12 protein-coding genes are annotated in these 13,416 nt (G+C 57.3%); all 12 read right to left on the bottom strand.

The genetic code is table 11. The features are described from left to right. On the bottom strand, positions 1–297 hold a 297-nt coding region (locus tag NT179_00060), incomplete at its 3' end, for a carboxypeptidase regulatory-like domain-containing protein (GenBank protein ID MCX5720412.1). A 57-nt stretch (positions 298–354) separates the two neighbouring features. Next, positions 355–933 carry a carbon monoxide dehydrogenase gene (locus NT179_00055; protein ID MCX5720411.1) on the bottom strand — a complete coding sequence of 193 codons (579 nt, stop codon included), beginning with the start codon at positions 931–933 and terminating at the stop codon, positions 355–357. Then, entirely contained in the window at positions 920–2,425 is a 1,506-nt protein-coding gene (locus tag NT179_00050) for a hypothetical protein (GenBank protein ID MCX5720410.1), read from the bottom strand. Before NT179_00050 ends, NT179_00055 begins: the two co-directional genes overlap by 14 nt. Beyond that, entirely contained in the window at positions 2,418–2,702 is a 285-nt protein-coding gene (locus NT179_00045; GenBank protein MCX5720409.1) for a hypothetical protein, read from the bottom strand. The genes NT179_00050 and NT179_00045 overlap by 8 nt, the downstream gene beginning before the upstream one ends. A gap of 483 nt (positions 2,703–3,185) precedes the next feature. Then, a complete protein-coding gene (locus tag NT179_00040; GenBank protein MCX5720408.1) occupies positions 3,186–3,476 on the bottom strand; it encodes a hypothetical protein in 291 nt (96 codons plus the stop codon). A gap of 32 nt (positions 3,477–3,508) precedes the next feature. Continuing rightward, positions 3,509–4,123 carry a 2-oxoglutarate:ferredoxin oxidoreductase gene (locus tag NT179_00035; protein ID MCX5720407.1) on the bottom strand — a complete coding sequence of 205 codons (615 nt, stop codon included), beginning with the start codon at positions 4,121–4,123 and terminating at the stop codon, positions 3,509–3,511. A 165-nt stretch (positions 4,124–4,288) separates the two neighbouring features. Then, the gene (locus NT179_00030) at positions 4,289–4,933 is read right to left on the bottom strand and encodes a hypothetical protein (protein ID MCX5720406.1); all 645 of its coding nucleotides are present in this window, start codon (positions 4,931–4,933) and stop codon (positions 4,289–4,291) included. 1,123 nt (positions 4,934–6,056) lie between these two features. Continuing rightward, entirely contained in the window at positions 6,057–7,415 is a 1,359-nt protein-coding gene (locus tag NT179_00025; protein ID MCX5720405.1) for a sigma-54 dependent transcriptional regulator, read from the bottom strand. Next, the gene (locus tag NT179_00020; protein ID MCX5720404.1) at positions 7,412–8,809 is read right to left on the bottom strand and encodes an ATP-binding protein; all 1,398 of its coding nucleotides are present in this window, start codon (positions 8,807–8,809) and stop codon (positions 7,412–7,414) included. Before NT179_00020 ends, NT179_00025 begins: the two co-directional genes overlap by 4 nt. A 107-nt stretch (positions 8,810–8,916) precedes the next feature. Then, entirely contained in the window at positions 8,917–10,605 is a 1,689-nt protein-coding gene (locus NT179_00015; GenBank protein MCX5720403.1) for an ATP-binding cassette domain-containing protein, read from the bottom strand. A 405-nt stretch (positions 10,606–11,010) separates the two neighbouring features. Beyond that, positions 11,011–11,589, bottom strand: coding sequence for a hypothetical protein (locus NT179_00010; GenBank protein MCX5720402.1), 579 nt, complete (start codon positions 11,587–11,589; stop codon positions 11,011–11,013). A gap of 1,586 nt (positions 11,590–13,175) precedes the next feature. Then, on the bottom strand, positions 13,176–13,416 hold a 241-nt coding region (locus NT179_00005), incomplete at its 5' end, for a carboxypeptidase regulatory-like domain-containing protein (protein MCX5720401.1).

Here is a 13,416-nt window from a genome sequence, read left to right as displayed (position 1 = left end):
GAAGGGCTTGCCTTTGTCGATTCCCTCTAAATAGACCACCACCTCGCGGAACTCGCCAGCCGGCCCGACCTGGAACGGCTGCAGGATGCGCCAGCCCTGCCCATCAGAAATGCGTCCGCAATAGAATTGGTCCGGCAGGGTTGTGAGATTGTAGCCCTTCGGCTTGGGGACCTGGCCTTCGAGGGTCACTGTGCCCGTGATACTGCCTCCATCCGTGACGGCAATTTCTTCATACGCCCAGGCCATTTCCCCAACTCCAGCGAGCGCAGCAATCAGCGCGGCACATAGATATCTCATCACATTCTCCTCTGGTTCTCTGAATAGTTCCTGATGCGCGACAGACTGATCACCACTCTAGGAGGGTCTCGTCCGCTTCAACCGTTCAACCGCATCAGTTACCCGCTGAATGGTATCGGCTGTCAGGTCACGAATCGTGATGTGGGCCTCGTCATCGCCATTGAAGGTACAGAGCGCGATGGTGAAACAGTTGGTCCCGCCACGGATGATCTTCAGCGCGATATTGGACTGGTGGCAATGGACGCCGACAAAGAGACACACGTCGATCTTGTTCTGCCAGATGGTTAGATTCGGATGGTTCGGGTTGATCTCCTTCTCCGGCTCGATCTTTGGATACTTTGGGCGGTAGTCGGGCATCGGAATGAGCTTGGCCGGGATCGCCTGGGCCAATGCCTTGACGACCCTCGCCTCTTGTGTGGCCTGTTCATTCCAGGCCCACAGCACCAACGGTCCTGGGAAAATTGTGGGATTCTTGGCACTGAGAAGCCGCCGCGCGGCCTCGTCAATGGCCTGTTGCTCGGGGACGATCTTACCCAACACAAGGCCTTCTCCCTTCGACGGCAGCACGACTCCCCGTGATGACATGGGATGTGCCAAAAAGCCTTCCGGACCAACGGTCATTTCATGCTGACTCATCCTCGACTCCTTTCAATCGGTTATCGTATCTTGCACCAAGATCTTCTCTCATAAACAAGTCCATCGGCGTCAGGGCCGTTCCCTTCTCGGGCATAACCACAAAGGGTCGAAACGAGCAGGCCCCCTCGATGCGGTCTGCATACGCCCTCGTCTGACCGGCCTCCACCACCACCACATGTTTCACCGTACCCGCGAACGACTCCAACTGCGCCACCGGAAACGGCACCATTTGCTTAGGGTACAAGGCGGCGACGCGCATGCCGAGATTCCGGCACAGCGTGAGTGCGTCACGAACCGCGCCTTGGGTCGCCCCCCAGGCGATAAATCCGACCTCTGCGCCGTCCTCTCCCTCACGTTCAGCCAGTATGGTCGCGGTCCCATCTTCTTCATCTCCCTCGAATCCGTCTGCGGTATCCACTTGTTTCCCGCTCATGGCCGCCACCAATGCTCCGACCCCGACACTTTCGAGACGGGCCGTGAGGGCCTCTTCGACTACGACACCCACCATACCGGCCTGGCTCGTCTTGATCCATCGATGTCCGACGACCAGTAGCCGCAATGCGTCGATCGCATCAGCCGCGACCAGGACTCTCGGGGCGGAACCGCCATTCAGGGAGGACAAGATTGAGGCATCCTCTCCACGAAAGAGCGCGAAGACGTTCCCCTGCGGGCCTCGATAGGCCTGGACGTCTGGAAACTGTTCGCTGTGCAGCACCGAGACCATTTTGTCGGCCAGCGCGAGGTGTCTGGCGATCCACTGTGTCGGTGATCGTTTTAGCTCGCCGGCGCAGTCCGTTCCAGGCTCGCAGTGACCCGCGGCAAACCCGAGTTTCACGGCGTTCTCCAGACTCAGCACGATGCGCGCATCACCGTGCGCATCGAGAGGAAGGGAGTAGATGTCATGTTTGACAAGCGAGCGGGACGTGAACTGATAGCCGCTATCGAACAAACGGGATGCCGAGAGGGATTTCAGGCAGACCCGTCGGGCCTCCTCGGAGAAGCCAAGAAGATGGGCTAGGATTCCCATCGCCACAAACCCTTTCCCGCATGGGTCCTGGCTGTCCTGCGCGTTCAGTTCGCGGAGAGGAACCGGGTAGGCAATGACCCCGTCAGGTAGGGGAGGGTGAAGCCGCAACTGTTCAGGCGGTTCCCAGACAAGCACGCTGCCAGGTTGCAGGCCGAATTGCCAGAATTTCAGAGGGCCCTGATCCAGATATACGACCACATCGCATCCATGCCCCATCGAATAAAACTGACGCGATGCGATTCTGAGGCTCAGCACCAAGTGCCCTGAGCCACCATTCAGCCTGCCGGTCTGAACCATCACCTGGCAACCGTGAAGGGTCAGGGCTTGGGCAATGGTCGCCAGTTCATCGATGAGACCCAATGCGCTTCTCCCGACGATCTTCACCGTCAGATCGAAGTCCTGATTGGGACGCGCGGGAAGCCATGCTGAAAACGGGGTCATGTCGATCTGTTCCGTACTAGACACGATAACTATTTTCCACCGCTAGGACTGCCGTCACCTTCATCCACTGGACGGCATATCCGTTGAGGAACAGATGGTCATACACTGCAGCCAGAAAGGTGTGCCCATCGTGAGGCGAGACAGGACTTCCCTCCCAGCTCCGGACCCCTCGTCGGAGCGTAGCGCGCAGACCGGCATGACTCGTCGCGATCGATCCTGCGACCGGGTCGAACCAGACGATCGCCGTATAGCCTCGTGGGTACTGCACGACTAGGACGTCGGTTTCTCTCTTCATGAGCATGATGGTAGTTCCGGGGTTACTTGTTCTTCTTTTTCCGCGCTACAGTGGGGTTCTTGGCTGTCTTCGTTGCCGGTTTAGACTTCTTCGCTGCTGTCTTACGCTTGGTTGCCATGAGTCCCGCCTCTGTTGTGTCAATGATGATCCCTCTTCACCCGATACCGACGAATGGTAAGACTGAATCGCCCGTGGCTGGGTCAGCCAACGACGGTTTGCTCCGGTCGCACGTAGATCGTGTCAGCATCCAACCGTCCCTCCCTCCCTCCCTACCATGTCGATAGGATACTTCCACGAACTCGCCATCCCGTAGACCCGACACATCAACCGGCTCGGTTCCTCTCGCGATAAGAGTTTGTGCTCCAATATTGGCGCGGACCCGTATGACGATTCCGCCAGGTAATAATGTCCTCACCTGGATGTGCGAAGTACGCGCCGGTGCTGTGCCTACGTTCTCAAGATGGCCCCAGATCGTGGGCATGGTCCCTCTCACAGAATGGACTGCAGGGGCCGCCCGGTTCGTTGCCGGCATCGAGCCACCCCCTCTCGAGCGTTCAAACTGTTGGGATCGCAGGCCAGGACCGCGTTCCAGTTGCACAAGGCCTCTTCCGGTTGTCCCAGTTGTTCCAATAATGTCGCGAGCTCACTTCTCGCCAAGATATCGGCGGGATAGACCGCCAGGGCATCCTGCAGCCGACCGATCCGTGCGATCCAGTCCTCGCTCGACGCATAGGGCGTGCATGCTGCTGGTTCCACCGAGCGGTCAGCTTTTACTGCCATGCTCGCGCTCCTCTTTTGTTTGGTTTTCTTTCTCACGCCGGCCGTGGATTCACTCGCTCGACCCCATGGTTAGCGCGGACCTGTGTGCCGGTCAGCCGGACCGTTTGTCCGTCCTTCGGCATCTCAATGCCAAGTTCCTTCCGGACGGTTCGAAAAATGTCGATGATATGGTCCATTTGCTTCACATCGAGATCCTGCACGCTGAGCATCGCGTCTTCATGAATGTCATGGCAGAAGGCGATCGTGAGGCAGTTTGTCCCGGCCCGCACCATCCGCAACGCCAGGTTGGCGTAATGGCAGTGAATGCCGATGAACAGGGCCACTTCGATTTTGTTTCCCCAGATCGTCAGGTTCGGGTGATTCGGGTTGATGACCTCTTCCGGATCGATCTTGGGGTACTTGGGCCGATAGTCCGGCATCGGAATCATCATGACGCCCGGGATTTCCGCTGCGAGTCTCAGCAGCGCTTGCCCTTTCTCCATCCATTCAGGATGCCACGCCCATAGATACAGCGGCCCTGGAAAAATCGTCGGATTCTTCCGGGTAAACATTTGTCTTGCGGACTCAGCGATCACCTCATCCTCCGGAGCGTGGTGACCGTACAATAGTCCAAACCAAGAGTCGGGATGCGTGACACCCAGCTGCATCGCACACGGCGGATGGAATCCTGCCGGGCCAACATCGATCAGACGTTCACGCTTTGCGCGGCTTAATGGGCTCATGAGTCGTTCCTTTCTGTATGGTGCGCTGTAGGGTAGGCGCCCACCCGGCGGCGTCCTGCGTCTTCCCCGTTACATTCAGCTAGTCGGATATCAGTTGAGTTTGGTGCGATGACCGACCTCCTTGTGGGGAGATTTCCTGAGTGGAATATTTGTGTTGGAGGTGATCTTCTTCCCTTTGGCCGTATCGATGATGCCCTGAATCTCCCTAGAGACAGTTGCGCCTTCCTCTTTCACCGCGTTGGCTTGGATCTCAGCCCCAAAGTAGTCCCCCATCTCAATGAGTAGTTGGACGGCATGGAAACTCGTTTCTAATCCCTCTAGGTCTTGCTTGAACGGCTCCACAGCGGCCCGCGCTTTCCCGGTCGGCACTTGGGCTATTAGTTCCTTGACTGACGCCACGACATTCCCGGCCTCTTGTCCCATGACGAGGACTGCCGTTTGGGCAGCCTCTTTGCCTTGAGCAGCCTTGGTCGCTACGCGCCCGCCGGACTCGACGACAGTACGCAGCATCTTGTCCGCATCCGTGTAGGACCTGAAAATTGGGAGAACGTTCTTTTGCTTGGTCAATTCGTTCTTTGCGAGAGCAAATTGCTGCTCGAGAGCGACGAAGTCCTCTTTCGCGTACTCTGCCGCACCGGCAGCCTTGGCAACATCAATGGTTTGTTGTGCAGCTCCCAATTGCTCGGTGGGAGGCTGTGCACATCCGAGCGAGAGGAGAATAGTCGCACCAGCCATTCCCGGAACCATTCTTTGTGAAAACATCCCTCGCATGATAATTTCCTTGTTCTCCGACCGAGTGGTCGTGATGCAAATAGTAACAATGCATGGGAAGTGCCACGGAACGAATGAGTATCTAGATGGACTCGCGGTGAGGAATATCGAGGGCTTACCACATCGGCGAACAGAGTCATGCAGATGGTGTGGCAGCTACTGAAGATTCCTCTGCATTATTTGCAGATCGAAGCTCTTCGCGCGGTGTGGCCACTACCGTTCTTGCAGCAACACGGTGTGGTCGAGCGCCTGATGAGCCATCAGACGCTATGATCGGCGTAATATTTGGGATTGAACTTCTAAGAGAGATAGAATTGTGCGTAGAGGAGTGACGGAGCAATTAGGCCCTGAAGACCGTACCCTTGATCGTATACGGGCGTCTTCCATACTGCCTGAGTATTCTCATAGATCGAACTGCAAAAGCTGTCAGATTCATTGCCGGCATCGAACCACCCCTGCTTGAGCTTTTAGACTGTCGGGGGTACAGACCAGGACCGTGTTCCAATGGCACAAGGCTTCCTCTGGGAGCTCGAGTTCTTCCAGCAACGAAGCGAGCGCACAGCGTGCTAGGGTGCCTGTAGGGCTGTCTGTCAACCGTGCCTGCAGCAGAGTCACCCACGTCATGGATGAAGTGGCCGGCTCAAACCGGGTGGTCGGACTCGGCTGTGATGATGAAGCGCCGATGCTCATCATCCTACTCGCCCCCCTCCGCTTGTTGACTTCTCCCTTCAAAATCCCGCCCCTCTTGTGTCGGTCATTATCCGCTCCCGCATGCGAGAACCAGTGCAGGGAGAATGCCAGGGATGGCCCACGCAGTATTGCTGAGTGGGCTTCAGAGAAATTGGGGGCTTATGGTGCTTCTGGAAATGGTCAATACCTCCCATCCTCTGACGGCTCATCGGCTGCTGCAAGAATTGCAGATCGCGGGCCTGCCCAGGCAAACAGACATTGTATTTTTGCAGAATCAGCAAAGACTCTACGCCCACCAGCACAGTGGCGCGTGTACAGGCGCAGGAATTGAGAATCAGGCAGGGCAACGGATCAGACGAAGGGGAATGCGAATCGAACAGCCGAACAGCGCGCGTACTTAGTCCCGGATGCCGTACTCTTTGATCTTATATTGTAAGGTCCGGAGGCTGATACCCAGCAGCTTGGCCGCCTTCTCTCGATGATTCGTGATCTCTGTTAACGTCCGCTGAATCACCTCTCGCTCAAGTTGATCCAGAGAGGTCCCTAGCGTCACCACCATCGTACGCGCATCCTCCTTGCTGGCCTGGATTTCCTCCGGTAAGTGTTCTGGCTGGATCATCGTATCTTTCACCGTAACCACCAACCGCTCCATGAGGTTCCGGAGCTGGCGAATATTTCCGGGCCACCCATACAATCGCAAGAGCCGCATGGCCTCCCGCGACACGTCTTTCGGTTCACGGTGATGTTGAGCCGCGCACTCCGCAAGAAACCGGTCTACCAGCAGGGGAATATCGTCCGCTCGATCACGGAGCGGTGGGAGGCGAATGGGCACGACATTGAGTCGGTAGTAGAGGTCTTCCCGAAAGTCTCCTTGCTTGACCGCTTCTTCAAGGTTACGATTGGTGGCGGCGATAATCCTAGTATCGACTGTGATCAGCTTCGTTCCGCCCAGGCGTCTGAATTCCTTCGTCTCCAACACGCGCAGAAAATCGACTTGCGACTTGAGAGACAGTTCACCCACCTCATCCAGCAACAGTGTGCCGCCGTCGGCCAGTTCGAACCGCCCCATCTTGGTCGCCATGGCGCCGGTAAACGCGCCTTTTTCATAGCCGAACAATTCGCTTTCGAAGAGATTGTCCGGCAGGGCTCCGCAATTCATCGTAATGAACGGGCCATCGGCTCTGGGGCTCTTATGGTGGATCGCCCGGGAAACGAGTTCCTTGCCCGTCCCGCTTTCTCCCGTGAGCAGCACCGTGACATCGCTGTCCGCCACCATCTCCACCAGACCATAGATCCGCTGCATAGGCTCGCTCTCGCCGACCATGTGATCGAAGCGTGTCCTGGTTTCAAGGCGGTCTCGGAGCTGCTTGTTCTCAGTCGTTAACGCGTGTCGCTCCAGCGCCTTGTCCACCACGATGGGAAACCGTTCGCGATCGATGGGCTTGGTGAGATAGTCGTAGGCACCACAACGCATTGCCTCGACCGCCGTATCGATAGACCCGTAGGCGGTCATCACCACGACTTCCGTATCCGGCCATGCGTCTTTGAGCCGGCAGAGAAACTCCATGCCTCCGATCCCTGGCATCCGAAGGTCGGTGATGACTAGCTCAGCGGAGGCCCCTTCCAGTTGCGCCAACCCCTCCTCTGCCGTGGCCACTCCGCGCACCTGGTGGCCTTTTTTCTCGAGCATCGTGACCAAGGCCCCGCGGATATTGATCTCATCATCCACGACGAGGATGTGTGCTGGTGGCTTCATGAGGGCACCGCCACGGATTGCGCCGCTTCGGCTGCGACAGGGAACGTCAGCACCGCGGTAGTACCATTCCCCGGTGTGCTGGATACTTGGATGGTGCCACCATGATCTTCCATGATGCGATAGGCGATGGCGAGCCCCAGACCGGTTCCGCTGGACTTCGTCGTATAGAACGGTTCAAACACCCGCACGAGCTCCTCTTTCTTGATGCCGATCCCCGTGTCCTGCACCGACACGACGAGCCAGCGCGTGCCGTTGGCGTGACGGGCCTCGGCCGCGACGCGGCAGAGCCCGCCGGCCGGCATGGCATGAAATGCATTGACGACGATATTCACCAGGACCTGACTGATGGCCGTCTCGTCGCCCAGGACGGACGGCAAAGGTTCCGCCACCGCCTGCTCGAGCCGGATCTTCCGCTCCTCCGCCTCGAATTGCATCAGCGCCATGATGTGCTCGATCAGGGCAGAGAGGTTCACCTCGTGGAGACCGACCGACCCGGGGCGAGCGAATTTCATGAAGTTGTCGAGAATAACCGAGAGACGTCGACATTCCGCGTTCAAGACATGGAGATACCGCGCTCCCTGCTCCGGCAGGGAGGCGCGCTCCCTGAGTTCCTCTTCCAACAAATGGAGATTCAAGTCCATGGCACTCAGGGGATTCCGCAATTCATGGGCCACTCCGGCCGACAACGTGTGTAATGCGGCCAGCTTATCCGCGACGCGGACTCGTTGCTCGAGCGCAAGCCAGTCTGTCACATCCTGGGCCTGCAGGATGACGCCGGCCGGTTCTGCATCGTCCCCTGTGAGCTCGGCCGTGCTCACCCGGATGGTGTGCGGGGTCCGGTCCTGGCTCTCATAGGGCAAATCTTTCTGACTGACATGCTGGTGAAGGCTGAGCGCCCCTTCAAGCACCGCCCGGATGGTCTCTCCCTCGGCAAATACGGATTCGTAAGAATTCCCGAGCAAATCCGCCGCCGATCGTTTGAGGACGGCCTCTGCCGTCGGATTGACCGCCGTGATCACGCCGCTGCGATTCACCGTGAGCACGCCGGTTGGAATGCTCTCAAGGATGTTCCGCGCCAGCCCCTTCACTTCTTCGAGGGTCCGTCTGGTGCTGTCGTAGTGGAGGAAGGTGATGACCGCCGCGATCCCGATCGCACTCACCAGAAACACCAACAGGGTCACAACGGTCAGATCATGGCGCGACCGCCACAGCGCGGGGAACAAGTCGGTCGGAACGGCCTTGCCCTGGGTGAAGCCCTGCAGGAGGAGTTTTTCCTGCTCCAGGCTAAAGAGCAACATGACGGAGACGACCAAAGCCAGAATCAAGAGGACGGAGGCGATCAGCCGATAGGGAATCCTTCGGAAGAGGGTGGCTTCTGGAATTGGTCTAAACATCGCGGCGTCACATAGAAGGATGCGAACGGGAATATGCTACCACGTGGAGTTGCGACTGTATACCGGACACGCTGAACCCCAGGGCGGAATGACCCGACTGGACGGCATCATCCGATCGTGATCCGACGATCGACATATTCACCGATGGACGGATCGTTCGTCACGAAGATTGCCGCCCAGGGTTCATCTTTCGAGCAGAGTCGTCGGAGCAGAATCTGCCGCAGGCCGGGTTCCATGTTGTGCAAGGTTCCGTCGAAAATCAGCAACGGGGGGCGGGTCACGATTGCGCGGGCCACCAGAATACGCAGGATCTGGCTCTTCGTGTACCGCGTGTCACCTGCTTCAACCCGAGTTTCAAGCCCGTGGGGCATCCGGTCGATCTCGTCCTCCAGCTCAACGAAGCGGATGGCCCACCGGAGATCTTCAAAACCAATCAATGCCCGTCCCAATGTCACGTTCTCTTCCAGCGTGCCCCCAAACAGAGTGGGTTGCGAGTCCAGCACGAGTCCGCGAGCTCCGTTGACATAATCAATGGTCACATCGCGGAGATCGACATTGTTATACCGGACGACACCGGAGGTTGGCCGATAGAGACCGGCGAGCACGAGAGCCAACGTCGACTTCTGTGTGCTGGATTGAACGAGCACTGCCAGCTTTTCCCCTGGAGCGACTTCACCATTGACATGCTCGAAGACGGGTGGTGAATGGGGATAGGCGAACGCCACTTCTTTGCACGTGAGATGGACGCCGCACAGCGCGGGATCCGGCAGAGGGGTGCTGACTCCGGCACTGAAAGATTCGTGCTTGGGCAGGGAAAAGACGCGATCCAGTTCGCCCAGTGAACTTAGGATGTAGGTAAACGCATAGATCCGGCGGGTCACGGTGTCTAGGTTCAGGAGCAGGGTCCCGACAATCACTTCGGCGGCCACAAATTGTCCGAGCGTGATTTGCGCAACCGACAGCAGCCAGCCCCCCAAGGCAATCATGCCGCTGTGACAGAGAGCCTCCCAGACGACAATGCTCCGGTACTGACGCCAGGTCAGAATGTTGGCACGTGCCCGCCGTGCGGCCAAATATTCGCCAAGCAGGCGGTCCGTCTTTCTGATTAAGAACGGTGCACTACGGCTGGCCTTGAAATGGAGCCGATTGTTGGCGATGTCCTGAATCCAGGTCATGACGTCGTAATTCTTGTCCGAGACGGTCTTGGTGGCCAGGACTCCGCCCTGGCCCGACGCGACGGCGACGAGCACGAACCCGCCGAGGAGGAAGACGTTGTAGAAGAGAAAATTCGGATGATAGAGGGCGAGGATGGTCATGCCTGTCAGGCCTGACACCAGAACGTTGATCGCATCGACGAGGACGACGAGAACCGCTCGCGCCAGCAGCTCGGCCTCGACAAAGCGTAGGGCCTGTTTGGGTAAAAACGCTTCTTGCCTGATGCGTGGTAGGTGTTCTGTCATCGCCAAAGCGATGCGAACATAGAGCCGTTGAAAGATCGTTTCCGTGGCACTATTTTGAAGCACTCGAAAGAGGCCGATGAAGAGCAGCCCGACAAGCAGGACCAAGGCGAAGGTCACGATCATGATCGGCTCGATGGCGTAGGCAAAGGTATTGGTCAGCTCTTGAACGGTGAGCGGAATGATCAACGAAAAGATGCCGATCGCGACGGCGTACGAGACGAGAATGGCGAGGACTCGTTTTTCGAGGCTAAGCAAAAGCCCAAGCCGGGCGAGATCGGTCCAGAAGTCGCTGCCTGCCGACCGTTCGCCTGATTGTGGTGGAGGCAGGTGATTCATTCAGGCGAGCATACGATCTTGATGAAGCCTTGGCAACGTGTTTTCCTACGCAATCGGATCGTGAGATCTGGGCGAGAGCGAATGGATCCGGACCTGGCCCCGTCACATGACCGGCACACCTCCCTCTCACGAGATGATGGACAGGAGGGCGCTCTCACCTCTTCGGCTTCGCTGGAGGGGAAGCCATTTCGCGCCGACGTGTTAGCCGGTCGCAGCAATCCTGACAGAGTTCCTGCAACGTGAGTTCGTCAGAGAACAGCGTTACGGAACGGCGCGCACAACGGTCACAATACTTAGCCACTCGTGCCTCGACTTCGCTCGACGGACTGGGGAAATGGCTCACTCGTGGGGTCTCCTCTATTCGCCCGGGACATTTGGTGGACTCGTTGGCTCGCGCACACTTCCTTAGGCACAGTGCTCCTCTTCGATCGTGGACCACTGTTCAATCGCTTCGTCGAAACTGCCGCAGCGAATCTGCAGCATCGCCAATCGATGCCGAAACATGCGTTCATATTTTCTGAGTCGTTCTACATGACTCTGAATGCGTGTGTGTGCGACAGGGCCGTTGATCCGCTCCAGCGTCTTACCCCATCCTTGGGCACCGAATAAACGAAGACTGCTAACGCCTATAGCCAGTCCTTGTTCGATTGTCGCGATGGCCAGCTCAGCTTTCTGCGTATACTCATAGATAGTGGCGAGAAGCAAATAGACGCGTAGCCAGAACGGATTGGCCCGTACCCCCTCTTCAAGAAGAGTTATCGCTTCAGCCAGTTCACCTCGCCCCACCGCCTCCAACGCCCTCTCGACAACCTCTTCCAAAGCCGCGATGGGGGATTCAGGAACAAGACGGTCGAGAGCCCTGCTCATCGTCCGCAATCGAGTCACCAGGTCGATGGGTGTGCCGTCATTGAGCATGAGCCCGGTCCCTCCCGACGATCGACCAAGCAACGTTGATGCCTTGCCGGCACACTCGTTGTCGGGCACTGCTATATCGTTGAGTTCACAAAGAAACTAACCACGAATAAGGCATCACTACCATTGCGCGAATCTTTGCCTGGCCGATCACCGGGACGCAACCTGCAAAGATTGCATTAGACTCCCTAGCCGATGCGGTGAAAGAGACAAGGCCAACGTCGGTTTCTCATGACCTGGCGCGTTGAAACTTAGCGGCGGGCGGAGCGGCACCACCTCACCGGCAAATCGTTGCTCTCCACCAGTGAACAATCTGATCGTCCTGGCACCTCTTGGGAATTCGCAGGCATTCCTTCATCGCTTGCTCATCCCTCCCATTGGCCGCGAGCAGAAAGAGGCGGTAATTAGGACCGTTTACGGCTACGGGGGTGGCAAGCGATGAATCAGCGGAGTGTTGCCTCTTCCTCCGCAATCCGGGATTCATAAGCCGGGCTGAACTGGGGAACATGTGCGTGACGTCTATCCACGCCTCATGCCGTTTCGTCCTCGCGAAGTAAAGACCACGCCTGGAGCCGCTGCGCACGTTCCAGACACTGCTCGCAGAGCAAGAGCAAACTCAGTTGGTCAAACACGAGTCGAGGTTTGGAGTAGCCACATTGTTCACAGAGATGATCGGGAGGCTCTACATCTATTCGTTCGAGTTCACTCATTGCAGGATTGCCTTGCTCGTGGCACACACCATCTCGATTCGGTCGTCCCTCGTGCGCTCCTGCCCCTGCTCGATGACTCTATCGGTTCAAGGGGGATACGCACCGAGAACAGTACGATTTAATAAGGGGACGCAACTCTCATGCCTTATCATTTCGGCTGCGCGATATAGTGGATTCGACAGAGGTTCGAGGAAAAGTGTCGCTTCTTTACGTTGCGAGGTCACTCGCTTCTGAACGATGAGTGCAAATTTTGCATGCGTTAGAATCTCTGCGTGACCATGCTGAGGAGACGCAAGGAGATGGGGCACAGAATGCAAGTGGACCGCTCGTCGCCGTGCGGAAATTACATAAGATGGTTGATGAGGGACAGACTACTCCTACCGTTGGAGAGCTGCTCCTGAAAGCCACTGCTTACTAACTCAATGACCTGGTCCAGGCGCAGTTACCATTTTACTCCTGCCACCATAAACGGTAAGGAAGTGGCAGCGACCCGCGCCTCCTTGCCTTCTCCCTGGCTTTCTCTTCTGATCTTCGCCATGCCCCTGCAAACAAGAAAAATCGAAGGGCGTGCCAGAGAATCAGCGCGAAGGAATCATTCATTACTGGAGTTCCACGAGGGCTTAATGAAATGCGCAGAGAGGGGAGACCGGTCCATGGGGTACTCTAAGTTTGACATGGAAAAGTTGCTGTCGCAAAAGGCAATAGCTCAGCACGGTGATGGCCTGAAAGAAGGAATGAGTTGAAATTTAACCGGAGTGCCTAGTGAACCTTGCAGGGTGCGGTCCGAAATGGGAGGGGGCACGTTCTCCCGGAGAACGTGCCCCAGCTCAACAGCAAGCTCGCCCTTTCCAGCAGTGTCTCGGCGAATCGATTAATAGCGTTCTAGCGCAGGCGCTCAGGCTACGGCTGCTGACGGAGCAGGGTCGGCGCGATCCGGCTCTGGTATCGTCAGTGATGCTGCTTATCGATCATCGGATCGATTTCCTTTTTCGTTTCCTCGGTCACGTTATAGCGGGTATAGGCATGATCCATCACCTCGTTGGCGTAGAGCCGTCCGGTTGGGGCCGGGACTGCGATATTGGCCTGCACGGCCCCCTTCGGGCCGATGGTGACGATTTGCTCGGTCGTGGTACGGATATAGGGATGCCAGATGACGAGTTTATAGGTGCCTGGCGGCACATCGGTCATG

Source organism: Nitrospirota bacterium, from assembly GCA_026387665.1.
Taxonomy (GTDB): domain Bacteria; phylum Nitrospirota; class Nitrospiria; order Nitrospirales; family Nitrospiraceae; genus Palsa-1315.
Note: the sequence above shows the minus strand (reverse complement) of the source record. Positions and strands in the feature narration are given on the sequence as shown.

Excerpts from the sequence above, each read along its gene's own strand:
- NT179_00055 (MCX5720411.1), bottom strand. The coding sequence starts at position 933 with ATGAGTCAGCATGAAATGACCGTTGGTCCGGAAGGCTTTTTGGCACAT.
- NT179_00045 (MCX5720409.1), bottom strand. The coding sequence starts at position 2,702 with ATGCTCATGAAGAGAGAAACCGACGTCCTAGTCGTGCAGTACCCACGA.
- NT179_00040 (MCX5720408.1), bottom strand. The coding sequence starts at position 3,476 with ATGGCAGTAAAAGCTGACCGCTCGGTGGAACCAGCAGCATGCACGCCC.
- NT179_00035 (MCX5720407.1), bottom strand. The coding sequence starts at position 4,123 with ATGCAGCTGGGTGTCACGCATCCCGACTCTTGGTTTGGACTATTGTAC.
- NT179_00030 (MCX5720406.1), bottom strand. The coding sequence starts at position 4,933 with ATGGCTGGTGCGACTATTCTCCTCTCGCTCGGATGTGCACAGCCTCCC.
- NT179_00025 (MCX5720405.1), bottom strand. The coding sequence starts at position 7,415 with ATGAAGCCACCAGCACACATCCTCGTCGTGGATGATGAGATCAATATC.
- NT179_00020 (MCX5720404.1), bottom strand. The coding sequence starts at position 8,809 with ATGTTTAGACCAATTCCAGAAGCCACCCTCTTCCGAAGGATTCCCTAT.
- NT179_00015 (MCX5720403.1), bottom strand. The coding sequence starts at position 10,605 with ATGAATCACCTGCCTCCACCACAATCAGGCGAACGGTCGGCAGGCAGC.